This window comes from Streptomyces sp. MMG1121, from assembly GCF_001280015.1.
Taxonomy (GTDB): domain Bacteria; phylum Actinomycetota; class Actinomycetes; order Streptomycetales; family Streptomycetaceae; genus Streptomyces.
The window spans coordinates 49260-72722 of the sequence record NZ_LGDV01000177.1 but is presented as its reverse complement, the minus strand read 5'-3'; the positions used below and the strand labels follow the sequence as shown (position 1 = coordinate 72722).

The 23463-nt window shown below is 73.7% G+C and carries 20 protein-coding genes; 7 read left to right on the top strand and 13 right to left on the bottom strand.

What is annotated here, in order from left to right; genetic code table 11:
• The 4 genes from ADK64_RS16515 (at position 1) to ADK64_RS16500 (ending at position 4552) form a co-directional block, all read left to right on the top strand.
• Positions 1–1950 (top strand): fumarate reductase/succinate dehydrogenase flavoprotein subunit, encoded by a 1950-nt coding sequence (locus ADK64_RS16515; protein WP_053659589.1) that lies wholly within the window; start codon positions 1–3, stop codon positions 1948–1950.
• Positions 1947–2696: a succinate dehydrogenase/fumarate reductase iron-sulfur subunit gene (locus ADK64_RS16510; RefSeq protein ID WP_053659587.1), complete on the top strand. Its 750-nt coding sequence runs from the start codon at positions 1947–1949 to the stop codon at positions 2694–2696. Before ADK64_RS16515 ends, ADK64_RS16510 begins: the two co-directional genes overlap by 4 nt.
• A gap of 246 nt (positions 2697–2942) precedes the next feature.
• Complete coding sequence (locus ADK64_RS16505) at positions 2943–3713, top strand: GNAT family N-acetyltransferase (protein ID WP_053659586.1); 771 nt, start codon at positions 2943–2945, stop codon at positions 3711–3713.
• Entirely contained in the window at positions 3713–4552 is an 840-nt protein-coding gene (locus ADK64_RS16500) for a lysophospholipid acyltransferase family protein (protein WP_053659583.1), read from the top strand. The genes ADK64_RS16505 and ADK64_RS16500 overlap by 1 nt, the downstream gene beginning before the upstream one ends.
• Here ADK64_RS16500 and ADK64_RS16495 read toward each other — a convergent pair.
• The 7 genes from ADK64_RS16495 to ADK64_RS16465 all read right to left on the bottom strand — a co-directional run bounded on the left by ADK64_RS16495 (position 4549) and on the right by ADK64_RS16465 (position 15117).
• The gene (locus ADK64_RS16495) at positions 4549–7887 is read right to left on the bottom strand and encodes an SAV_2336 N-terminal domain-related protein (protein WP_053659581.1); all 3339 of its coding nucleotides are present in this window, start codon (positions 7885–7887) and stop codon (positions 4549–4551) included. The two genes, ADK64_RS16500 and ADK64_RS16495, sit on opposite strands and share 4 nt — an antisense overlap.
• On the bottom strand, positions 7884–8834 hold the full coding sequence (locus tag ADK64_RS16490) for an AAA family ATPase (RefSeq protein WP_053659580.1): 951 nt from the start codon (positions 8832–8834) through the stop codon (positions 7884–7886). The genes ADK64_RS16495 and ADK64_RS16490 overlap by 4 nt, the downstream gene beginning before the upstream one ends.
• Positions 8831–10975, bottom strand: coding sequence for a trypsin-like peptidase domain-containing protein (locus tag ADK64_RS16485; protein WP_053659577.1), 2145 nt, complete (start codon positions 10973–10975; stop codon positions 8831–8833). Before ADK64_RS16485 ends, ADK64_RS16490 begins: the two co-directional genes overlap by 4 nt.
• Before the next feature lie 3 nt (positions 10976–10978).
• Positions 10979–11389 (bottom strand): CU044_2847 family protein, encoded by a 411-nt coding sequence (locus ADK64_RS16480; protein WP_234384601.1) that lies wholly within the window; start codon positions 11387–11389, stop codon positions 10979–10981.
• Positions 11390–11486: 97 nt separating this feature from the next.
• Positions 11487–13817 (bottom strand): ATP-binding cassette domain-containing protein, encoded by a 2331-nt coding sequence (locus tag ADK64_RS16475; protein ID WP_053659575.1) that lies wholly within the window; start codon positions 13815–13817, stop codon positions 11487–11489.
• Between the two features lie 33 nt (positions 13818–13850).
• Positions 13851–14036: an antitoxin gene (locus tag ADK64_RS16470; protein WP_053659573.1), complete on the bottom strand. Its 186-nt coding sequence runs from the start codon at positions 14034–14036 to the stop codon at positions 13851–13853.
• A 73-nt stretch (positions 14037–14109) separates the two neighbouring features.
• Complete coding sequence (locus ADK64_RS16465) at positions 14110–15117, bottom strand: LLM class flavin-dependent oxidoreductase (protein ID WP_053659571.1); 1008 nt, start codon at positions 15115–15117, stop codon at positions 14110–14112.
• A 66-nt stretch (positions 15118–15183) separates the two neighbouring features.
• On the opposite strand from ADK64_RS16465, the gene ADK64_RS16460 reads away from it, so the two are divergent.
• Positions 15184–15675 carry a nucleotidase gene (locus ADK64_RS16460; protein WP_053659569.1) on the top strand — a complete coding sequence of 164 codons (492 nt, stop codon included), beginning with the start codon at positions 15184–15186 and terminating at the stop codon, positions 15673–15675.
• Positions 15676–15688: 13 nt separating this feature from the next.
• Here the strand turns inward: ADK64_RS16460 and ADK64_RS16455 are convergent, their stop codons facing one another.
• Positions 15689–15904 (bottom strand): dodecin, encoded by a 216-nt coding sequence (locus tag ADK64_RS16455; protein WP_053659567.1) that lies wholly within the window; start codon positions 15902–15904, stop codon positions 15689–15691.
• Between the two features lie 181 nt (positions 15905–16085).
• Here ADK64_RS16455 and ADK64_RS16450 point away from each other — a divergent pair, with 181 nt between their 5' ends.
• Positions 16086–17339: an extracellular solute-binding protein gene (locus ADK64_RS16450; protein ID WP_053659565.1), complete on the top strand. Its 1254-nt coding sequence runs from the start codon at positions 16086–16088 to the stop codon at positions 17337–17339.
• 1 nt (position 17340) lies between these two features.
• Here ADK64_RS16450 and egtD read toward each other — a convergent pair whose 3' ends face one another.
• Genes egtD through egtA form a run of 4 tightly spaced genes read right to left on the bottom strand, consistent with a single transcriptional unit; the run spans position 17341 to position 21795 of the window.
• Positions 17341–18300 (bottom strand): L-histidine N(alpha)-methyltransferase, encoded by a 960-nt coding sequence (egtD, locus tag ADK64_RS16445; protein ID WP_053659563.1) that lies wholly within the window; start codon positions 18298–18300, stop codon positions 17341–17343.
• Positions 18297–19112, bottom strand: coding sequence for an ergothioneine biosynthesis protein EgtC (gene egtC, locus ADK64_RS16440; protein ID WP_053659561.1), 816 nt, complete (start codon positions 19110–19112; stop codon positions 18297–18299). Before egtC ends, egtD begins: the two co-directional genes overlap by 4 nt.
• The gene (egtB, locus tag ADK64_RS16435; protein WP_053659559.1) at positions 19112–20458 is read right to left on the bottom strand and encodes an ergothioneine biosynthesis protein EgtB; all 1347 of its coding nucleotides are present in this window, start codon (positions 20456–20458) and stop codon (positions 19112–19114) included. Before egtB ends, egtC begins: the two co-directional genes overlap by 1 nt.
• On the bottom strand, positions 20455–21795 hold the full coding sequence (gene egtA, locus ADK64_RS16430; protein ID WP_053659660.1) for an ergothioneine biosynthesis glutamate--cysteine ligase EgtA: 1341 nt from the start codon (positions 21793–21795) through the stop codon (positions 20455–20457). The genes egtB and egtA overlap by 4 nt, the downstream gene beginning before the upstream one ends.
• 286 nt (positions 21796–22081) lie before the next feature.
• On the opposite strand from egtA, the gene ADK64_RS16425 reads away from it, so the two are divergent.
• Entirely contained in the window at positions 22082–22942 is an 861-nt protein-coding gene (locus ADK64_RS16425) for a TIGR02452 family protein (protein ID WP_053659557.1), read from the top strand.
• A gap of 12 nt (positions 22943–22954) precedes the next feature.
• On the opposite strand, the gene ADK64_RS16420 is transcribed toward ADK64_RS16425, so the two are convergent.
• A complete protein-coding gene (locus tag ADK64_RS16420; protein WP_053659554.1) occupies positions 22955–23401 on the bottom strand; it encodes a type II toxin-antitoxin system PemK/MazF family toxin in 447 nt (148 codons plus the stop codon).
• Positions 23402–23463: the final 62 nt, after the last annotated feature.

Sequence of the window (23463 nt, the reverse complement as noted above, 5' to 3'; positions counted from 1 at the left end):
ATGACCGACTACGTGAACTACGCGACCGGCGAGCCCGCCGTCGACACCAAGGCCCCCGCGGGACCGGTCCACGAGCGCTGGGACAAGCGCCGCTTCGAGGCCAGGCTCGTCAACCCCGCCAACCGGCGCAAGCACACGGTCATCGTCGTGGGCACCGGCCTCGCCGGCGGCTCCGCGGGCGCCACCCTGGCCGAACAGGGCTACCACGTCGTCCAGTTCTGCTACCAGGACTCCCCGCGCCGCGCCCACTCCATCGCCGCGCAGGGCGGCATCAACGCGGCGAAGAACTACCGCAACGACGGCGACTCGGTCCACCGGCTGTTCTACGACACCGTCAAGGGGGGCGACTTCCGCGCCCGCGAGTCCAACGTCCACCGGCTGGCGCAGATCTCGGTCGAGATCATCGACCAGTGCGTGGCCCAGGGCGTGCCCTTCGCCCGCGAGTACGGCGGCCTGCTCGACACCCGCTCCTTCGGCGGCGTCCAGGTCTCCCGCACCTTCTACGCCCGCGGCCAGACGGGCCAGCAACTGCTCCTCGGTGCCTACCAGGCGCTGTCCCGGCAGATCGCGGCCGGGAACGTGGAGATGCACCCGCGCACCGAGATGCTCGACCTGATCGTCGTGGACGGGCGGGCCCGCGGGATCGTCGCCCGTGACCTGATCACCGGCCGGATCGACACGTACTTCGCGGACGCCGTGGTACTGGCCTCGGGCGGATACGGCAACGTCTTCTACCTGTCGACCAACGCCATGAACTCCAACGCGACCGCGATCTGGCGGGCGCACCGGCGCGGCGCGTACTTCGCCAACCCCTGCTTCACCCAGATCCACCCCACCTGCATCCCGCGCACCGGCGACCACCAGTCCAAGCTGACGCTGATGAGCGAGTCCCTGCGCAACGACGGCCGGATCTGGGTGCCCAGGGCCAAGGGCGACACCCGCCCGCCCCACCAGATCCCCGAGGACGAGCGCGACTACTACCTGGAGCGCATCTACCCCTCCTTCGGCAACCTCGTCCCCCGGGACATCGCCTCCCGCGCCGCGAAGAACGTCTGCGACGAGGGCAAGGGAGTGGGCCCCGGCGGCCAGGGCGTCTACCTCGACTTCGCCGACGCCGTCCGGCGCATGGGGCGCGCGGCGGTCGAGGCCAAGTACGGCAACCTCTTCGACATGTACCAGCGGATCACTGACGAGGACCCGTACGAGGTGCCGATGCGGATCTACCCGGCCGTGCACTACACGATGGGCGGCCTGTGGGTCGACTACGACCTCCAGACCACCGTCCCCGGCCTGTTCGCCATCGGCGAGGCCAACTTCTCCGACCACGGAGCCAACCGGCTCGGCGCCTCCGCGCTCATGCAGGGCCTCGCCGACGGCTACTTCGTCCTGCCGGCCACCATCAACGACTACCTGGCCCGCAACCCGCACCAGGAGACGGTGACCTCCGAACACCCCGTCGTACAAGAGGTGCTGGCCGAGACCGAGGACCGGATCAACCTGCTCCTCGCGGTGGACGGCGACCGCACCCCGGACTCCTTCCACCGCGAACTCGGCGAACTCATGTGGGAGTTCTGCGGGATGGCCCGCACCGACGCCGGACTGCACAAGGCCCTGGAGCGCATCCCCCAGATCCGCGAGGAGTTCTGGCGGCGCATCAAGGTGCCCGGGACCGGCGAGGAGTTCAACCAGTCGCTGGAGAAGGCCAACCGGATCGTCGACTACCTGGAACTCGCCGAGCTGATGTGCCTCGACGCGCTGCACCGTGCCGAGTCCTGCGGCGGCCACTTCCGCGAGGAGTCCCAGACCCCCGACGGCGAAGCGGCCCGCAGGGACGAGGAGTTCGCCTACGCGGCCGCCTGGGAGTTCACCGGCACCGGCGCGGCACCCACCCTGCACAAGGAAGACCTGGTCTTCGAGTACGTCCACCCCACCCAGCGGAGCTACGCATGAAGCTCACCCTGCGCGTCTGGCGGCAGCGAAACGCCGGCGCCGACGGAGCGATGTCCACGTACGAGGTGGACGGCATCTCGACCGACATGTCCTTCCTGGAGATGCTCGACGTCCTCAACGAACAGCTCATCCTGTCCGGCGAGGACCCCGTCGCCTTCGACCACGACTGCCGCGAGGGCATCTGCGGCGCCTGTTCCCTCGTGATCAACGGCGATGCGCACGGCCCGGAGCGCACCACCACCTGCCAGCTGCACATGCGGTCCTTCAAGGACGGCGACACGATCGACATCGAGCCCTGGCGGGCCGCCGCGTTCCCGGTGATCAAGGACCTCGTCGTCGACCGGTCCGCGTTCGACCGGATCATCCAGGCCGGCGGCTACATCACCGCGCCCACCGGCTCCGCCCCCGACGCCCATGCCACGCCGGTCCCGAAGGCCGACGCCGACTTCGCCTTCGAGCACGCGGAGTGCATCGGCTGCGGGGCGTGCGTCGCGGCGTGCCCCAACGGCGCTGCGATGCTGTTCACCTCCGCCAAGGTCAACCATCTCAACGTCCTGCCCCAGGGCGGGCCCGAGCGGGAGACCCGGGTGCTGGACATGGTGGCGCAGATGGACGCCGAGGGCTTCGGCGGCTGCACGCTGACCGGGGAGTGCGCGACCGCCTGTCCCAAGGGCATCCCGCTGGTGTCGATCACGGGCATGAACAAGGAGTGGCTGCGGGCCACCCGGAAGGCGGGCAAGCGGTAGCGGCCCGCTGAGCAGGAGACGTTCGCCACGAGAACAGGGGGCGGACGGGCGGGGCCGGGAGTGGTGCTCATCCCCGGCCCCGTCTGGCTCGCGGCGACGGCCAAGACCCCGGCGTTCAGCATTCCCACATCCCAGCTCCTGGCACAGGTCACGCGCACGCAAACCGGCATCGGAAGAACAGGAGCGACGGGCCGTACGCATCGCGCCCGCCGCTGTCGCCGAACCGGCCCGTGACCAGGAGAAGCCATGACCGGCGTGTCCACCCTCGACCGTCCCCCGCAGCCCGCGGCTCCCACCCGCTACACCGTCACCCTCGCCCGTGACGAGGACGACGTGCGTGCCGCCCAGCGGCTGCGGCACGACGTCTTCGCCGGGGAGATGGGGGCCCTGCTGGCCACCCCGCAGCCGGGCCTCGACATCGACGCCTTCGACGCCTACTGCGACCACCTGATGGTCCGCGACACCATGACCGGCCAGGTCGTCGGCACCTACCGGCTGCTGCCCCCGGAGCGGGCCGCGGTCGCCGGACGGCTCTACTCGGAGGGCGAGTTCGAACTGGGCGCGCTCGACGCGATCCGGCCCCAACTGGTGGAGGTCGGCCGCTCCTGCGTGCACCCCGACCACCGCGACGGCGCCGTCATCAGCCTGATCTGGGCCGGGATAGCGCGTTACATGATCGACCGCGGGCACGAGTGGCTGGCGGGCTGCTGCTCGGTGCCGCTCGGCGACGGCGGGGTCCTCGCGGGCGCCACCTGGGAGCGGGTGCGCGCCAAGCACCTGGCCCCCGAGGAGTTCCGGGTACGGCCGCTGCTGCCGTGGGTCCCGAACGCCGGGGCCCCCGCCGGTCCCGGCGAGCTGCCCGCCCTGCTGCGCGGCTATCTGCGTCTGGGCGCCTGGGTGTGCGGCGAACCCGCGCACGACGCGGACTTCGGGGTCGCCGACCTGTACGTGCTGCTGTCGATGCGCCGGGTCAACCCGCGCTATCTGCGGCACTTCCTCTCCCTCGTGCCGGCCTGATGAGCGTCTGGCTGCCCAGCGCGCCCTGCACCCCGGGCGCCTGTGTGGAGCAGGCCCGCACCGCGGCGGCCGTACCCCGGGCCGTGCTGCGGCTGACCGCCGTCGCGGCCCTGCTGCTGGCCGGGATCGCGCTGACCCCGCTCGGCGGGAGGCTCCCCGCCGAGTGGGTCCGGCGGTGGTGCCGGGCGATCGTGCGGGCCATCGGCGTCCGGGTCCGCCTCACCGGCGCCCCCGCCCCCGCCGGCGGCCTGCTGCTGGTCGCCAACCACGTCTCGTGGCTGGACATCCCGCTGCTCACCGCCGTACGCCCGGCCCGCATGCTCGCCAAGACCGAGATCCGGCAGTGGCCGGTGGCGGGGGCGCTGGTCGCGCGCGGCGGGGCGCTGTTCATCGAGCGGGACCGGCTGCGCGCCCTGCCCGAGACGGTCGCCCGGATCGCCGGGGCGCTCGGCGCGGGCGCGGCCGTGGCCGCCTTCCCCGAGGGCAGCACCTGGTGCGGGCGGGCCCAGGGCCGCTTCCACCGGGCGGTGTTCCAGGCCGCGCTCGACGCGGGCGTGCCCGTACAGCCGGTCAGCCTGCGTTACCGGCAGGAGGGCGGCGGCCCGGGCACGGCGGCGGCGTTCGTCGGCGAGGACACCCTGCTCGCCTCCCTGTGGCGGGTGGCCCGCGCCCGGGGCCTGGTCGCCGAGGTGGAGATACGGCCGCTGATCCCGCCGGGCGCCCACCCCGACCGCCGCGCCCTGGCCCGGGCGGCCCAGCCGGTCAGCCCGGAACCGGCCTGGACCCATACGGCGCTGGTCACGGGCCGGCCCGTACCCGCGTCCCCCGTGGTGTTCTAGCGGAGGGGGCGCGCGACCAGCTCCGCCAGCCGCAGATAGGCCTCCACGGTGGCCGCGCGCAGATCGTTCAGCTCCCAGTGCGCCGACTGCAGCGCGGGGTCGAAGGGCACCTGCACCACCTGGCCGGCGTCGACGTCCAGGTGCCGGGCCCGGCGATAGGAGCCGTCCGTCCGGGTGGCCACCACGACCGCCTGGTCGGCCAGCCGGTGGTGCCCGGCCTCCCGGATCCGGTCGAGGCCGCGCGCCGCCGCGTCACGGAACCAGTCGGCGGCGCCGCAGCACAGGATCAGCCGGTCCGTGTGCCCGAGGACCACCTCCAGCGCCGGGTCCGCGCGCACCGGCGCCCAGTCGGTCAGGACATAGGAGTAGTACGGCGCCGTATGGGCCAGTACCCGCAGGTACTCCTGGGCGTGCGTGGAGTTGGGCCCGTAGTGCCCCGCCCGCTGCGCGATCACCTCGAGGCCCGAGCCGAGGCGTGTGGTCCGGGCGCGGATCTCCTCGTACGACGGACCGAGCGGCAGGGCGGCCAGATCCCTCGGCACGGCCGGGTTGCGCTCGCGCGGGAGGAACGCGGCGAGCGCCCCCTCGGCGGGGGCGCCGTCGACGGCGAGGACGGGGTCGTCCCGTACGGCGGCCAGCAGGGAGCCCAGCGCGATCGTCGCGGTGGCCCGGCCGCTGTAGTGGTAGGCGCTGACCAGGGTCAGCCGCCTGCTGTGCGGCAGCGGCTCGCTCAGCCGCGCCAGGCGTTCCCTGGTCCGCGCGCGTACCGCCCTGAAGCGGGGCAGGGGCACCCGGCCGGCCCCCGGTGCCTTGGGGGGCGGGTCCGGCGGGGTCAGCGGTACGGGCGCGGCCGGCCGGCCGCCCGGTGGCAGGGCGGCCGCGGACGCGTCCTCGCCCAGCCGCAGCCGGGCCAGCGCGATGTACTTGGCCAGGGCGTCGGCGACCTCGCCGGCCGTGGGACGCTGGGCCGGATCGTCGTCGAGGCAGCGCAGCACCAGGTGCCGCAGCTTCTCCCAGCCGTCGCCCTGCCACAGGTGCATGCCCTCCGGCAGGCTCGGCACCTCCACGCCCGCCTTGCTGCTGATCAGCTGCAGCACCGCGCCCAGTGAGCGCATGCTGTCCGCGACGGTCGGCGCCGGGCCGGTTCCCAGATACCGGCCGTCCACGACGCAGTCGGACAGATCGGCGAGTGCCACCGTGCGGCGCAGCACGTACACGCTGTCCATGCCGAAGTCGGCGGGGACCAGCCCGCCGGCATGGCACAGGGCCAGGGCGTTCGCCACATGCCAGGAGACCAGCAGACCGCGCACCAGGTCGAACGGGGCGGTGCCGTCCTGCAGGGACCGGGCGAACACCTCGGACAGCCGAGGCGGCCCCCCGTCCCCCGCCTCCGGGTCACCCATCGGCGTCATCGCGAGCCAGGGCGGGGAGTCCTCCAGACCCGAGGCGAGCAGCGCGGGGGCGTACTGTCCCTGCAACCGGGAGAGCGCCTGCGTCTCCATGGCGATCAACTGGGCGTTGGCCGCCGGGAGATCGGGCCGCGGCGTGCGCAGCACCGCCTCGGTGCCGTCCGCGTCGGTGCCCCGGTACAGAACCGTACGGCGGCCCCGGCGCCGGTCGCGCAGCGTGTAGGGACCGAGCCGCGCCGGGTCCGCGTCGGTCAGGGGCGACCAGCCGTCGCCTCCCGCGGCGGTGCGCTCCGGCTCCCGGGAGGGCAGGCCGGGTACCCGGTCGAACGACACCCCGAAGCGGGTCAGCAGCCGGCGTTCGACGCTGGTGAACGGGTGGTGGGTGCCCGGCAGCTGGGCGGAGCCGTCGGGATGGGCCAGCCAGGCCGGGAAGTCCGGCGCGTTGCCCGCGAGTTCCTCCAGATGGCGGCCGATCCTACGGCTGGTGCGCAGCAGTTCGGCCTGCGGGACCGAGTCCAGGAGCACCGACTTGGACTCCTCGGCGAAGTCGAAGACCCGGTGCTTGGCGGGCAGCGGTCCGGGCACCGGCGCAGGGTGCGGCCGGACCAGGCCGCCCAGGAACACCTCCGCCAGATGCGAGGTCGTGGCCGGCCAAGGCACCGCCGACTGCACCAGCCGCATCACCGGCACCGACAGCGGCGAGACCGCAGCGAGATGGGCCGCCAGCCGGTACGCCTCCGGGGTGGCCGCGTCCCGGAAGTGCTGGGCGCTGGTCAGGTCCCGGGCGCCGGCCACGCTGCCGTACGGGTCGGGACGGGCCAGCAGGGGCAGCTCCACGGTGGTACCGGGCGAGGCGAGCAGTCGCGCCCAGGTACGCAGCGACCCGGCCGTCGGCTCCAGGACGGGCACGGGCACCCCGTCGTAGACGGACAGCTCCGGCGGCAGCAGCGGATCGCCCACCTCCCAGGCCGCGTTGGCGCCGCCGATCCGCCGGGTGGTGGCCTGCCAGCGCTCGGCGGCGATACCGGAGGCCTCCCACATGTCCGGCGGCAGGGTCTGCAGTACCGCGGTCGGACCGAGCACCGCCCAGCGGGCCAGCAGCCGGTGCATGGCACCGGACCGCCAGGCCGCGCCCATGCCGTCGCTGACGACGAGGACGAGGGTGCGGCCCGAGGGGTCGTTGACCGTGCTCAGCGGCAGCGTGCCGCTCTCGGGACGGAACGGCCGCGCGTGCAGGCGGGGTTCACGGGCGGCGCGGGTGTCCAGGCCCAGCACCCGGGTGGCGGCGAAGGCGCCCAGCCGCTCCAGCAGGGCGCGCAGTTCGGCGCCGAGCCGGTGCCACAGCAGCATCGACAGGCCGTCGTCGACGAGCAGCGCAAGATTCAGCCAGCGTTCCCGCACCGGCCGTTCCACCACGTCGGGCAGGCCCGTCTCGGCCAGCTGGGCGGCGGTGCGCTCCTCGTCGACCTCCATCCGGTGGCTGCTGTCGAGGCGGCGGCGCAACGGCCTGAGCACCCGGCCCAGTTGGAGCTCGTCGGCGAGGGCCTTGTCCTCGGGCACCCGTACCGGCATCGCCCGGCGCGGCTCGGGAGCGGACCGGGCGAGCCGCACCTCGGGCACCGGACTGCGCCGGGCCGCGGCGTAGAGGGCGGGGGCGGTGAGATCGGGCAGGTCCGGGTCGCCGGGGTCCGGCGTCGGCGTCTGCCGGGCGGTACGGCCGGGCTCGGGGGCGGGGGTGGGCACGGGGTGGCCCGGCGCCGGAGCGGGCTCGCGCAGCAGCCGCAGCAGTGGCGCGTCGGCGTCGGCGGGCATTCGGCGGGCGAGCCACAGCGCGTCGAGGACCTGGTCCGCGTCCAGGTGGTGCCCGCAGGCGGCCAGCACCCGCAGTGCCTCGCCCAGCGGCCCGCCCCCGTCCGCCCCGCTCACATCGCCCCGGTGAGCTGGTGCAGTACGGCGTCCAGCAGGCCGTCCGCGTCCAGGTCGACGCCTCCGGTACGCAGGAACACGGCGTTCAGCAGCTGGTCGGTGGCGAGTTCACCGAGGGCACGGCGGCGCAGGAAGGCGTCGATCAGGTCGTCCGCCTCGCGCAGCGCCTCCTCGCCCAGGTGCGCGGCGACGATGGTACGCAGCCGCTGCTCGTCGGGCACCGGCAGTTCGAGCCTGAGACACCGGCGCAGGAACGCGGGCGGGAAGTCCCGCTCGCCGTTGCTGGTGATGATCACGACGGGGAACTCGGAGCACTGCACGAGCCCTTGGTGCACCCGGACCGTGCCCCGGTGGTCGGAGGTCTGCACCTCCACGTCCGCGGTGTCCTCCGGCAGCCGGACCAGCTCCTTGATCTCGAAGTAGCCCTCCTCGAACACGGTCAGCAGATCGTTGGGCAGGTCGACGTCGCCCTTGTCCATCTCGTCGACCAGCAGACAGCGCGGGGCGGCCGACCCCACCAGCGCCGTGCCGAGCGGCCCCAGCCGGACGAACTGCCCGATGGACGGCTCGCGTTCACCGCGGTCCCGGTGGAGCGTGGTCTCGCGCAGCCGGCCGATGGCGTCGTAGACGTAGAGGGCCTCCGGCACGGTGGAGCGGCTGGTGACGGACCAGCGCAGCAGGTCGCCCAGGCGCAGTTCCAGCGCCACGGCACGGGCGAGCGACGACTTGCCCGTGCCCGCGGGACCGGTCACCAGCAGGGGACGGCGCAGGTGCAGCGCCGCGTTGACGATGTCGGCGTGCCGCTCGTCGATCACGTACGGCAGCTGCGGACGCGGGGCGCGCGCCGGGGTGAAGCGCCGCCAGGGCGGGGCGGAGGGGAGGGCGACGTCACGGGGCACGCCGTCGCCTCGGAACAGGCGCCAGTCGGCGTCGGCGGCGGATGTCATGGGCCCTCCTGGGGTTCGGACAGATGCAGACGAGGGACGGTGCGGTCGGCGTCGGCCCAGGCGAGGACCGGACGGCCGGGGAACTCGGGTGGATTGGCCCAGGCGCCCGCCCGGTAGCTGTGGACGCCGTCGGGCAGCTCCCGGGTGGCGACCCGGGACATGTGCCGGACGCTGTGCGCGGGTCCGTCCTCGCCGCGGTCCCACATCACCACCGGTATGCCCAGGGCCAGGCAGGTCTGCACGATGCCGTCCCGGGGCGGACCGGGCGGTACGTCAACGGAGACGCGCACCGTGTCGAGTTGGTTGACGAGCTGCGAGTAGAGCGTGCTCTGTTCGGCGGGGTCGGAGACGACGAGCGTCCCGCCGGAGTCCAGACGGCTCCATCTGCTGCGCCAGCGGGAGAGGAACCGCCCGTTGCGGCGCAGGAGTTCGGGGCAGTGCACGACCAGCGGGAACTCCACCCCGAGCACGCCGGGCACCAGCTCGGCCGGGTCCCGGACCGCCCACTCGTCGACGGGCAGGTTGAGTCCGCCGCGGTCCACGAGCACCTCCACCAGCGGTGGCCGCTCGTCCTCCGGCGGGGGCGTGAGCGAGTCCAGGACGCGCAGCACCTCGCGGGCCGCCTCGGACGCGGAGTACGTCCGCAGGCTCTGGGTCGACACCTGCCGGGGTCCGGCGCCCTCGTCGCACCAGATCCGCAGCCGGTGCCGGCCCCGCCCGGCCTCCGTCACCTGCACCAGGACCCGCCCGCGCGCGGTACGTCCGCGCACCGAACGCGCCCACTCATGGGCGTCGTAGCGGCGCTCGCCCAGCGCGGAGCGCTCGATGCCGAGCCGGCCGGCCACCCCGTCCGACCACAGCCGCAGCCGGGCCCGCTGGATGTCGGGGACGAGAGCCGCGACGTACTCCACCACCCGCAGCAGCGCGGGCACCCGGCGCTCGTCACCGCTGGCGTGACCGTCCCCCGGGAGGATCTCCAGGCGGTCGACCAGCGCGTCCACGGTGTCGCCGCCCGGCTGGGCCGCGAGGTGGGGCAACGCCGCGCGGACCGCCTCGGAGAACCGTGCGGTGGCGGCCGGGTCGAGGGCGCGCAGCCGGCCGCGCAGGTCCGCGTACTCGGACGGGGACAGCAGCCTGGGGGTGCGCGACAGAGCGCCCGCGGCCAGCATCCGGTCGGCGGACCTCGGATCGTCCCGGCGCAGCAGCCCGCTCAGTGCCGCCAGCGCGCGCGGATGCGTCAGCAGGAACGCGGCGAAGTCCTCGGCGCAGGGCGGACGGACGTCGCTGCCGTGCTCCACCCCGCACAGCCGGGCCAGCCGGCGGGCACAGTCGCCGCGCCCGCTGGGCGAGGGGAGCGCGTCCTCGATCGCCTCGACGAGCAGCTCGAAGGCGTGCTCGTCGGTGTCGGGCGGCACGGGCCGGACCCGGTCCAGCACGCCCAGGGGGCCCAGTTCGGCCTCGACGGCCTGCCAGGGGACGACCCAGCTGCGCCGGATGACGTTCTGGAAGTCGAGCGGGAGCGGTTCCCCGGCGGCGTCGACCGGCATGAAATGCCCGGCGACGAGACCGACCACGGCGTTCTCCTCCTGGCACCACAGGGGGCCGCCGCTGTAGCCGGGGCCGACCGCCATGCCGGTGGGCGCGCCGTCGACGTAGCCGTGCGGACCGTGCAGGGCGGCGACGGTGAGCCGGGCGACGGTGGAGTCGCGGCCGGTGCCGTGCCACGCGTGCAGCTTCTGGCCGACCGACAGGGCGGACTGGCGGGGGCCGCCGGGCAGGCCCGACGCGGGGGCGTCGACGCGCAGGACGGCGAGGTCGCCGAGCCACTCGTCGGTGCCCGGCCGCACCGGCCCGCCGTCCCGGCCGCGCGGCGGGATCCAGTGGGCCACCCGGGCGAGGTGGCGCACGGAGCCGGCGGTGGGCTCGCGGATCTCGACGGGCACGTCCTCGGTGCCGGGTGCCCTGAGGTCGAACATGTCCCGGCCCATTGCGGCGTTGACGACATGTGCGCAGGTCAGCACCGTGTCATGGCCGAGGACGAGCCCCGCGCCCGCCGTCCTGCCGTCGTCGGTCCGCCGCACGGTGACGACGTACCGGGACGGGTCGTCGTCGCCGTCCCCCGTGATGTGGAACCAGCCCACGCTTCACTCCGCGGGGGTCGTGCCGGTGTCCGGAGCCGGCTTCCAGCTGGCGGTGACGGTCAGATGCGCCTGCCCGGCGGCGCCGACGATCCCGAACTTCAGGTCCTGGCCGACCTGTACGCCGAAGGTCACGCTCAGCTCGGTCGGCGGCTCGGGCACCGCCGTGGCGGCGTCGTGGACCTCCTGGAGCAGCGGACCGATCGGACGCAGTGCGCCGCGCAGCGCGTCGGCGGCGAAGTTCGCGACGGCCCGGCCGCCCGCGCCGACCGGCACCACCCGGCCCATGCCCGCGGGGAGATCGTCGTCCGGCTGCCCGGCCGCGGGGACCGCGCCCGTCCCGGGGGCGAGGAAGAACCGCACGGGCGTGCCGTCGTCGAGTTCGAGGTCGCCTGAACGCTCGGGTGAGATGGACACGGCCTCATTATGGTCAAGGATCACCCATGGGCCGCCCCGGCGGTCCAACTCGGTTACCGCATCGATGCATTGGGCACGTGCCGACGACGGGCGGTGTTCAGGGCATGACCCGTGCCAGGTACGGCGCCGTGGCGCTGTCCGCCGACCGGGCCACCCGCTCCGGGGGACCGGACGCCACGATGCGGCCACCCCGGTCGCCACCGCCGGGGCCCAGGTCGATCACCCAGTCGGCGCCCGCCACGACCGTCATGTCGTGCTCGACCACCACGACCGTGTGCCCGGCGTCGACCAGCCCGTGCAGCCGGTCCATCAGCACTTCCACATCCGCCGGGTGCAGTCCGGTGGTCGGCTCGTCGAGCAGGTACAGGGTGTGGCCGCGCCGCCCGCGCTGCAGCTCGCTCGCCAGCTTGATCCGCTGGGCCTCGCCGCCGGACAGCTCGGTCGCCGGCTGCCCGAGCCGCAGATAGCCGAGGCCCACGTCGAGCAGCGTGGACAGGCTCCGGGCGGCGGCGGGGACGTCGGCGAAGAACTCCGCCGCGGCCTCCACCGTCAGATCGAGCACGTCGGCGATGTCCCGCCCCCGGTACGCCACTTGGCGCGTCTCGGGGTTGTAGCGGGCGCCGCCGCAGTCCGGGCACGGCGCGTACGTGCTCGGCAGGAACAGCAGCTCGACGCTGACGAACCCCTCGCCCTGGCAGGTCTCGCAGCGTCCCCCGGGCACGTTGAAGGAGAACCGTCCGACGCCGTAGCCGCGCGATCGCGCCTCCTCGGTGCCCGCGAACACCTTGCGGACCACGTCGAACAGGCCGGTGTAGGTGGCCAGGTTGGAGCGCGGGGTCCGTCCGATCGGCCGCTGGTCGACCCGGACCAGCCGCTCCACCCCGTCCAGCTCCTGCGTCAACTCGCCGATGAGCGTGGACTTCCCGGAACCGGAGACCCCGGTGACGGCGGTGAACGCGCCGAGCGGGAAACGGGCCGTCACCGCGCGCAGGTTGTGCCGGGTGACCGGTCCCACCGTCAACCAGCCGTGCGGCTCGCGGACCTGACGCGCCGGGCCGGGGGACTCGTCGAAGAGGAACGCGGCCGTCGCCGACCCCTCGACCGACGCCAGCTCGGCCGGCGGCCCGCTGTACAGCACCCGCCCGCCGTGCTCACCCGCGCCGGGGCCGACGTCCACCAGCCAGTCGGCGCCGCGCACCACCTCCAGATGGTGCTCCACCACGAACACCGAGTTGCCGGCGGCCTTCAGCCGGTCCAGCACGGTCAGCAGGGCCTCGGTGTCCGCCGGGTGCAGTCCGGCGGACGGCTCGTCCAGGACGTACACCACGCCGAACAGCCCGGAGCGCAACTGCGTGGCGAGTCGCAGCCGTTGCAGCTCGCCCGCCGAGAGGGTGGGGGTGGGCCGGTCGAGGCCGAGGTAGCCGAGGCCCAGTTCGACGACGGGCGCGATCCGGGACTTGAGGTCCTCGGTCAGTACCCGGGCGGTCTCGTCGCGGCCGTCGAGCAGCCTGGCCAGGTCGGTCAGCGGCAGCGCGGCCAGTTCGGCGATGGTCCGGCCGCCGAAGGTCACCGCGAGCGCCTCGGGCCGCAGCCGGCTGCCCCCGCACACCGGACACGGCGCACTGGTCAGGAAACGCTCCGCCTTCGCCCGCAGCGTCTGCGACTTGGTGTCCGAGAAGGTCTTCAGCACGTACCGGCGCGCGCTCATGTACGTGCCCTGGTAAGGGCGTTGGATGCGGTCGGCGTCCCGTACCGGATGGACGGTGACGACCGGCTGCTCGTCCGTGAACAGGATCCACGAGCGCTGTTCGGCGGGCAGTTCGCGCCAGGGCCGGTCCACGTCGTGGCCGAGCGCGTCGAGGACGTCCCGCAGGTTCTTGCCCTGCCAGGCGCCCGGCCAGGCGGCGATCGCGCCGTCGCGCACGGACAGCGCGGGATCCGGGACCAGCAGTTCCTCGGAGGTCTCGTGCACCTGGCCGAGGCCGTGGCACTGCGGGCACGCACCGGCCGCCGTGTTGGGCGAGAACGCGTCCGAGTCGAGGCGCTCCGCGCCGGCCGGATAGTCCCCGGCACGCGAGAACAGCATGCGCAGGGAGTTGGAGAGGTTGGTGACCGTGCCCACCGAGGACCGGGAGGTCGGGGACGAACGGCGCTGCTGCAGCGAGACCGCGGGCGGCAGCCCGCTGATCTCCCCGACCTTGGGCGCGCCGACCTGGTGGATCAGCCGGCGCGCGTACGGCGCGACCGACTCGAAGTACCGCCGCTGGGCCTCGGCGTAGATCGTGCCGAACGCCAGCGACGACTTCCCCGAGCCGGACACACCGGTGAACACGGCCAGGACGTCCCGCGGGATGTCGACGTCGACGCCCTTGAGATTGTGCTCACGGGCGCCGCGGACGCGGACGTAGGGGTCATGGGGGTGATGCATGTCAGGCGCAACCCTATCCGCGCCCGTGCGCCGCTACTGCGGAGGGTTGTCGGTGTCCCGCCCCAGCTGCTCCTTCAGTCTGTCCTGAGCCGTGTCGACCTGGCCGCTGTACTTGCCCTGCGTCTTCTCGTCCACGAAGTCGCCGGCCTTGTCGATGCCCTGGCCGGCCTGGTCCTCGTGGCCCTTGAGCATCTGCTTGAGCTTGTCCATCACGGACATGGCAGCCCTCCTCGTCGCTAGAGGCTTTCCCTCCCAGGTTCACCGGCCCCCGCCGTCCGCGCATCTCGGGGCCTCAGCGGCCCGGGGCGAAGAGCGCGGCGAGCCGCCGGTAGGAGTCCAGCAGGGCCGTACGGTCGTAGCCGCTGGTGGTGACCAGGACCTCGTCGGCGCCCGACCCCTTCAGCACCGTCTCCAGCTCGTGTGCGACCTGCTCCGACGTGCCCGCGATGTGCCCGGCGAGCCCGGAGTCGTAGAAGCCGCGCTCCTTCGCGGTCATCGTGCGGGCCTCGGTCTCCTCGGCGGGGGCCAGCGGCGGGAAGGTGCCGTGGGTGCGCGAGTACGCCATCGACCAGGCCTCCGGCACCAGCAGCCGCCGCGCCTCCGCCGCGGTGCCGGCGACCGCGATCGTGCCGGAGATCACGACATACGGCTCGGGCGCCCAGGGGGAGGGGCGGAACAGGGAGCGGTACTGGTCGATGCCGCGCAGCAGCTTCTCGCGGGCGCGCAGATCCCCGATGACCATGGGCAGCCCGGCGCGGGCCGCGATCCGCGCGCCCTCGCCCATGGCCAGCACGAACGGCGGCACCCGCAGGCCCTCGGAGGGACGGGCCCGCACCCCGGTCGGCGAGGTGCCCTCGAACCAGCCGAGCAGCTCGCCGAGCTGCGCCCCGAAGTCCTCGGCGTCCTCCTTGTCCCGGCCAAGGGCCCTGCGCACCCCGTCGGTGAAGCCGACGGACCGCCCGAGTCCCATGTCGATCCGGCCGGGGAACAGGGCCTCCAGGACACCGAACTGCTCGGCCACGACGAGGGGTCGGTGGTTGGGCAGCATCACCCCGCCGGTGCCGACCCTGATCGTGCGGGTGGCCGCGGCGACCGCGGCGGCGAGCACGGTCGGCGCGGAACCGGCGACGCCGGGCACGCCGTGGTGCTCGGACACCCAGAAACGGTGATAGCCGAGCGCCTCCGCCTGACGGGCCAGCGCGACGGTGTCCCGCAGCGCCTCCGCGGGCGCGTGCCCCTCGCGGGTGCGGGAACGGTCGAGTACGGAGAACCGGGTCCGGGTGATCACTGAGCTGCTCACTCAGGTGTCAACGCGTTGCGCGGCCGAGGATTCCCGCGCGCGGTGGCGCCTGGCTAGGGTGGCCGGGTGACCGACAGCAGCAGGCGCCCACTCGCGGTGTTCGACCTCGACAACACCCTGGCCGACACCGCCCACCGGCAGCATTTCCTGGAGGACCGGCCGCGGGACTGGGACGGGTTCTTCGCGGCCGCGCCGCAGGACCCGCCGATCACCGAGGGTGTCGCGCTGGCCGTGGCGAGCACCGCGGAGTGCGAGATCGTGTATCTCACCGGCCGTCCCGAGCGGTGCCGGCGCGACACGCTGGACTGGCTCGCGGCCCACGGGCTCCCCGAGGGGCGTGTGTTCATGCGGGGCAACGCCGATCGCAGGCCCGCCCGGTTCACCAAGCTGGAGATCCTGCGCCGGCTCGCCCAGGGCCGCGAGGTCCGTGTTCTCGTCGACGATGACGAGCTGGTCTGTGACGACGCCGAACGCGCCGGGTTCGCCGTCGTACGGGCCCGCTGGGCCGCGCGGTCCGCGGCGCTCCAGGAGGCTCAGGAGCGGGAAGGGCGCACCTGAGGGCGGGGGCGGGTCAGCCCTCGTCCTCCAGGCGGAAACCCACCTTCAGCCCCACCTGGTAGTGCTCGATCCGTCCGTTCTCGATCTGGCCGCGGACCTGGGTCACCTCGAACCAGTCGAGATTGCGCAGGGTCTGGTCAGCACGCGCGATGGCGTTGCGGATGGCCTGGTCGACGCCTTCGTGCGACGTACCGACGATCTCGGTGACCCGGTAGGTGTGATTCGACATGAGGGTGCTCCTCTCGTGTCACGCCGTACTCCACCGTGCCGCATCCCCGTCGCGGCCGCCCCTTGACCTACGGATTGGTCCATACCAAAATCCAGCACACCCGTGCGAGCGCTCCCGCTCGTCCCCCACGTCGGGCCCCCACACCTGTCCGCACCCCTTGCCAGACAGAACAGGACCCCTCGTGAGACGTCGTCTGCTCGCCCTCGTCTGTGTCACCGGTTCCCTCGTGAGTGCCTGCGGGATGCTCCCGGGCGGGCACGAGCGCGAGACCGTCACCGTGTGGCTGATGAAGGACAGCGCCTCGAAGGAGTTCCTCCAGCGCTTCACCGAGGACTTCGAACGCACCCACCAGGACCTGCGCCTCGACATCCGCATCCAGCAGTGGACCGGCATCGTCGAGAAGGTCCGCGCGGCGCTCAAGGAGGACTCCGGCAAGGGGCCCGACGTCATCGAGGTCGGCAACACCCAGGTCCCGCTGTACGCCGACGGCGGCCGGCTCGCCGACCTCACGCTGGAGTCGATGCGGGACTGGGGCCAGGAGCAGTGGCTGCCCGGCCTCGCCGAGCCCGGCAAGGACGGCAACGCGCAGTACGGCATCCCCTGGTACGCGGCCAACCGCGTCGTCATCTACCGCAAGGACCTCTTCGAGGCGGCCGGCATCGCCGGCCCGCCGAAGACCCGCGCCGAGTGGCTCACCGACACCGAGAAGCTCGACTCCGGCGGCAACCAGGGCATTTATCTCGCCGGACAGGACTGGTACACACTCTCCGGCTTCATCTGGGACGAGGGCGGCGACCTCGCCGTGCAGAAGGACTACGCGTGGAAGGGCGCCCTGGACACCCCGGCCGCGCTGCGCGGCATGGACTTCTACCGCCGGCTGCAGGCGCTGGGCCGGGGCCCCGTGGGCGCCGACGAGGAACACCCGCCGCAGGCAGGGGTGTTCGCCGGCGGCAAGGTCGCCCAGATCGTCGCCGTACCCGGGCTCGCCCAGTCGATCGTGCAGCAGAACCCGGACCTGAAGGGCGAGCTGGGCTTCTTCCCGGTGCCCGGGAAGACCGCCGCGCGGCCCGGCACCGTGTTCACCGGCGGCTCCGACCTCGTGATCCCGCAGAACACCAAGGACCAGTTCGCCGCGACCGCCGTCGTCGGCGCGCTCACCGGCGCCAAGTGGGACACCGAACTCGCCCGCGCCATGAACTACGTGCCCAACAGGACCCGGCTGGCGAGCGCGGTCACGGGTGAGGAGGGGGTCGCCGCCATGGCCGCGGGCGCGGCGCACGGCAGGGCGACCCCCAGCACCCCTCAGTGGGCCGACGTCGAGGCCGACAACCCGATCAAGGAGTACATGACCCGGGTACTGAACGGGGCGGACCCGGCGGTCGAGGCCCGCCGGGCCTCGACCAGGATCACCGAGGAGCTCACCCCGGCGCTCTGACTCACCGCACCACACTCAGCGACAGCGCGAAGCGGCTCTGCGCGTCGGTCCACCAGTGGGTCAACTCCAGTCCGGTGTCGGCGAGTTCGTCGGTCACTCCGGCCCGGCGGAACTTGGCCGACACCTCGGTGCGCAGCTCCTCGCCCGCCGCGAAGTCCACGGCGAGGTCCAGCTCGGGCACCTTCACGGTCTGCGCGGTGCGGGAGCGCAGCCGCATCTCGATCCACTCCCGCTCGCTGTCCCACAGCGCCACGTGGTCGAAGGCGTCCGGGTCGAAGTCGGCGCCCAGCTCACGGTCGACGACGGCCAGCACGTTCTTGTTGAACGCGGCCGTCACCCCGGCCGCGTCGTCGTAGGCGCGGACCAGCACCCGCTCGTCCTTGACCAGGTCGGTGCCGAGCAGCAGTCCGTCGCCCGGCGCCAGCAGGGAGCGCACGGAGGCCAGGAACTTCGCGCGTTCGTCGGGCAGCAGATTGCCGATCGTGCCGCCGAGGAAGGCCAGCAGCCGGGGCCCGGGGGTGGCGGGCAGGGCGAGCGGGGCGGTGAAGTCGGCGATCAGCGCGTGGACCTCGAGGTCCGGGCGTTCCTCGATGAGCGCCTGCCCGGCCTGGGTGAGGGCGCTCTCGCTGACGTCGACCGGGACGTACGCCGCGGGTGCGAGCGCGTCGAGCAGGAAGCGGGTCTTCTCCGAGGAGCCCGAGCCCAGCTCGATCAGCGTGCGGGCGCCGCTGGCCGCGGCGATCTCACCGGACCGGGCGACGAGGATCTCCCGCTCGGCGCGCGTGGGGTAGTACTCGGGCAGCTCGGTGATCCGCTCGAACAGTTCGCTGCCGCGGGCGTCGTAGAACCACTTCGGCGGCAGCCACTTGGGCTTGGCGGTGAGGCCGTGCAGGACGTCGGCGCGCAGCGCGGCGTCCGTCGCGTCCTCGGGGAGGGTGCGGGTGACGTGCAGGGGGCTCACGTGCAGGGCTCCTTCGATGATGGGGGTCCCCCCGCTCGAGCGGAGTCGAGAGTGGGGGAGGACGCCGGGTCCTCCAGTGGGGCGAGCAGCGCGCCGGCGCGGCTCGCGGTGAGGACGGTGCGGTCGGGGACCTCCTGCCAGAGCGGGTCGTCGTCGTACGGCTCGGAGGCGACGACCGTGCTCCGGCCGGGCTCGGTGCGGTACCAGAGGCTGTCGCCCCAGGCGGTGGCGGCGATCGTGGCGCCGTCGGTCAGCAGCAGGTTGAGCCGGGAGGCCGGGGCCGCCTCGGCCAGCTCACGGACCGTCTCGCCGAGGGCCTGGTCCAGCTCCTCGCCGGACCGCAGCCGGTGCAGGACCAGTGCCCAGACGAACGCCGAGTCGGTTCGGGACTCCAAGGACAGCAGTTCGACGGGGGGCAACCCGGACGCGAGTGGGGCGGCCGAGTCCGGCCAGCCCGCGACGCTGCCGTTGTGGCTGAACAGCCACCGCCCGGCGGCGAAGGGCGCCGCGGCGGCCTCGCCGTCCGCGCCCGCCACCGTCGCGTCGCGTACGGCGGCGAGCACGGCGCCGGAGCGCACCACCCGGGCCAGGTCGGCGAAGGACAGGTCCGCCCAGATCGGTCCGGCCCGCCGGTAGCGGGCCGGCACCGGATCGCCCGGGGCGTACCAGCCCACCCCGAATCCATCGGCGTTGACCGTCCCGGAGCGCTGCCGCTGCGGCTCCCACGACTGGTGCACCAGACTGTGCGGGGGCTCCGTGAGGATCCGGCCGAGCGGTTCCTCGGGCCCCAGGTACGCGAGGTGACGGCACATCAGACGGCCTCCGAGCGGGCGGTGCGGAACCCGGAGAAGATCTGCCGCCGGACCGGGTAGTCCCAGTTGCGGAACGTGCCCCGACAGGCCACCGGGTCCACCGCGAACGAACCGCCGCGCAGCACCTTGTGGTCGGGGCCGAAGAACACGTCCGAGTACTCCTTGTACGGGAACGCCGCGAAGCCCGGATACGGCAGGAAGTCGCTCGCCGTCCACTCCCACACGTCGCCGATCAACTGCCGTACTCCGAGAGGGGATTCACCTGCCGGATAGCTGCCCGCGGGCGCCGGGCCGAGGTGCCGCTGGCCCAGGTTGGCGTGGGTCGGGGCCGGGTCGGCGTCGCCCCACGGGTAGCGCCGGGAGCGGCCGGTGGCCGGGTCGTGGCGGGCGGCCTTCTCCCACTCCGGCTCGGTGGGCAGCCGCCGCCCGGCCCAGCGGGCGTAGGCGTCGGCCTCGTACCAGCACACGTGCAGGACCGGCTCGTCCGGCGGAACCACCTCGGTGACGCCGAAGCGACGGCGCAGCCACTGGCCGCCGTCCCGGTGCCAGTACAGCGGGGCCGTGAGCGAGTGCTGCCGGATGTGCGCCCAGCCCTGCGGCGTCCACCAGCGCTCGGTGTCGTAGCCGCCGTCCGCGAGGAACGCCTGGTACGACGCGTTCGTCACCGGGGTCGTGTCGATCCAGAACGGCGCCACCTCCCGTACGTGCGCCGGGCGTTCGTTGTCGAGTGCCCAGGGCTCGTCGGAGGTGCCCATGGTGAACGGGCCGCCGGGGACGAGGACTTCGGCCGGACCGGTGAACGGCGGTGCCGGCTCGGGGTCGGGCGCGGTCAGCGCCCGCGGCCCCCTTCTGAGCTGATGGGTGATCAGCATCGTCTCGTCGTGCTGCTGTTCGTGCTGGGCGATCATCCCGAAGGCGAAGCCGGCCTCGGTCAGCCGCGAACCGTGGAAGTCGGCGCCCTCCAGCAGGTCCAGGACCCGGCCGCGCACCTCGGCCGCGTACCGGCGGGCCTCGGCGGGCGGCAGCAGCGGCAGCGAGGGACGCTCGGAGCGCGGATGCTCGAAGGCGTCGTACAGGCCGTCGATCTCGGGCCGTATCGCCTCCCGGCCGCCGACCGCCCTGAGCAGCCACAGCTCCTCCTGGTTGCCGATGTGCGCGAGGTCCCACACCAGCGGGGACATCAGCGGGGAGTGCTGGGCGGTGAGGTCCGGGTCCTCGACGCAGCTGGTCAGCAGCGTGGTGCGGGCCCGGGCGGTGAGGAGCGAGGTGACCGCGCGCTCGCGCAGGGCCTCGGTGTCCGGCTCGGTCGGGCCGGCGGCGGTGGCGCCGGTCTCGGGGGCGGTCATGTGCGGATGTCCTTCCTCCGGCGGTCGGTGGGGGTGCCCCCGGTGCGGCCGGGCCGGGAGGCGTCCATGGCGCGCCGCCGGTCCAGCAGGTCGTCGGCCGGGCAGCGGCCCCGGGCGACGTAACGGTCCCGGTACGCGGCCACCGCGCCGATCACCTCGGCGGTGGCCCCGATCCGGGGCAGGGCTTCCAGCGCCGCCGCGAAACACACGGCGGCGGCCTCGCGCAGCTCCGGATCGGCGAGCCCGTGCCGGGCCGCGTCGGTCCACAGCGGGTTGTGCGGGGCCGGCCGGTTCATGGACCGTTCCGCGAGGGGTTTCACGCTCCGGTACGCCGTCTCGGCGGCCTCCGGGTCGTCGAACAGCGCCGCCGTCACCGCGAGCGGCACGATCCAGCCGTCCTCACCGGGCTGTGCGTCGATCATGCGCAGCTCCATGTGGCCGCGCGGCCGGACCGGCGGGAACAGCGTGGTCAGGTGATAGTCCAGGTCCGCCCGGGTGGGCGGCCGGGGCGATCCGGAGCGGGTCCACTGCCGGAAGGTGAGCCCCTCGGGCACCTCCCACGGCCCGCCGTCCTGGCGGACACACATCACCGGCGAGTCCAGCACATGCCGGGCCCAGGCGGCGCGCGGGCCGCCGTCCAGCGGGGGAGCGCCCGCGCGGCCGGCGCCTATCTCCATCCACAGCAGCTGCCGGGTGGACAGCCAGCCCGTGGGCTCGTGGCCGATCAGCGGGGAGTTGGCGAACGCGGCCACCAGGACCGGGCCCAGGTGATGAGCCAGCCACCAGCGCCGTACGTGCCCGAGCGGGCCGGGCTCCTCGTGCCCGGCGTCGACGCAGACCTGTACGGACGCCGAGGTGCACATCATGTGGCGGCCGGCCGGACCGGTGCGGTCCAGGCACATCTCCATGGCGTCGTAGCGCGGCTCGTGCAGGAACCTGCGCGGCGTGTGCCAGGGATCGTGGCCGATGCCGACGAGGGTGAGCCCGTCCTCGGCGAGGACGGTACGGACCGTGTCCAGGTCGGCGGAGACGGTGCGGACGCACTCCATCAGGGAGGGCGCGGGCAGCGAACTCAGCTCCAGCTGGCCGCCGGGCTCCACGGTGAGCGGCGACCGCAGGGGTACGGCCCGCAAAGCGGCGTAGGCCGCTTCGAGTCGTTCGGGTGTCACGGGGAGCTGCGGCGCGCGCAGCTCGTGGACCAGCCACTCCAGTTCGACACCGAGCGCGCGGGGCGGCCCGGTCTTGAAGCAGATGCCCCGGACCAGGGCCTCCACCTCGGCTTCGGTGACGGCGGTGCGGTGGTTCGTACAGTCGCCGTCGCTCTTCGAGTCGGACATGTCGGGATCCTCCTGAGATTCCACCATGCCACCGGCCCGGTTGATCATGGGGCCGGGCGGGCATCCGTTCCACCCAAGACCCTCGAGCCGATTCGCACAAGAGTGCCCCATCGGACGTTCCGGTTCGGTCATCTCCGTTTCCGTATGCGTTCTCCCGGGCGTTCCGGGCCGTTCCGGGGCGGGAAACTCCGTTGCAGCGCATCACCAGCATCACCCAGGATGCGTGCATGAGCACGACGGGGGAGGCCGCGCGGGCGGTGGCCAGGGCGTCCACGGGGGTGGCGCCGTGAGCGCGCGCCTGCGCGGGATCGCCGCGCAGACGGAACAGATCGTGGCGGCGGGCCGGTACCGCGCACCGGACGGCCGGGACGTGTCCCTCGCGGCGGAGGTCGAGGCGGCGCGGGCCGGGACCAGGATGTTCGGACCGGAACCGGTGCCCGTTCTCGAAGCGGTGTCCGCACCGCACCCGTCGGCTTCCGCCGCGCAGCCGGCGTCAGGGCCCACGGCCGGCGGCCCGTTCTTCGAGGTCACCGCCGAGAGCAGCCTGGAGGCGGCCCGACGGCTGGCCGGCGCTCCGGTCGCCGTCCTCAACTTCGCCTCGGCCAGGAACCCGGGCGGCGGCTATCTCAACGGCGCGCAGGCCCAGGAGGAGGCCCTGTGCCGCGCCTCGGCGCTGTACGCCTGCCTGCTCACGGCCCGCCGCTTCTACGACCACCACCGCGCCGACCGCGACCCGTTCTACACGGACCGGGTGATCCACTCACCGGGGGTCCCGGTCTTCCGCGACGACCGCGGCCGGCTGCTGGCCGACCCGTTCCGAGCGGGCTTCCTGACCGCGGCCGCCCCCAACGCGGGCGTCGTGCGGCGTAGGGCGCCGGAGCGCATCACCGCCGTGCCGGGCGCCCTGGCGGTACGCGCCGAGCGGGTGCTGGAGACGGCCGCCGCCCACGGCTACCGCCGGCTGGTGCTGGGCGCCTGGGGCTGCGGGGTGTTCCAGAACGACCCGGCGCAGGTCGCGGGCGCCTTCCGGGCACTGCTCGGCCCCGGCGGCCGGTTCACCGGGACCTTCGATCACGTGGTCTTCGGAGTGCTGGACCGGACGCCGGGAGCGGTGGTGCGGGAAGCGTTCGCCCGGGCGTTCACCTGAGGTGAGGGGCCGTCAGGTCCAGCCGTAGCGCTCGTGCAGCCGCCGGCGGACCAGGTCGAACCGCATCCGGTCCAGCGCGCACGCCTCGCGGCGCATGCCCTCCTCGTGCAGCCGCAGCACGCGGTCCACGTCCACCCAGGAGTCCCGGTCGGAGCGGTCCCACGGCCCGCTGCCGATCGCCACGTAGTCCCGGTCGCCGTCGTGCCGCTTGCTGGTCAGCTGGACGGCGAGGAAGGTGCCCGCCGCCTCCCGGGCCACGACCAGCACCGGACGGTCCTTGCCCCGGCCGTCGTTCTCCTCGAACGGCACCCAGGTCCACACGATCTCGCCGGGGTCCGGGTCGCCGTCGTGGGCCGGGGAGTACTCGGTGCGCACCCGGCCGACCTCGTGCGGGTCGGCCTCGGTGGTGGCGTGGGGGCCGTACCGGCCGGGGACGTTCTCTTCGGTAAACGTGCTCACGGGGGCACCTTAGCGGTCGGCCGCGCCGGGGCAACGGGCGCCCACTGTGCGGGTGTTGCGTA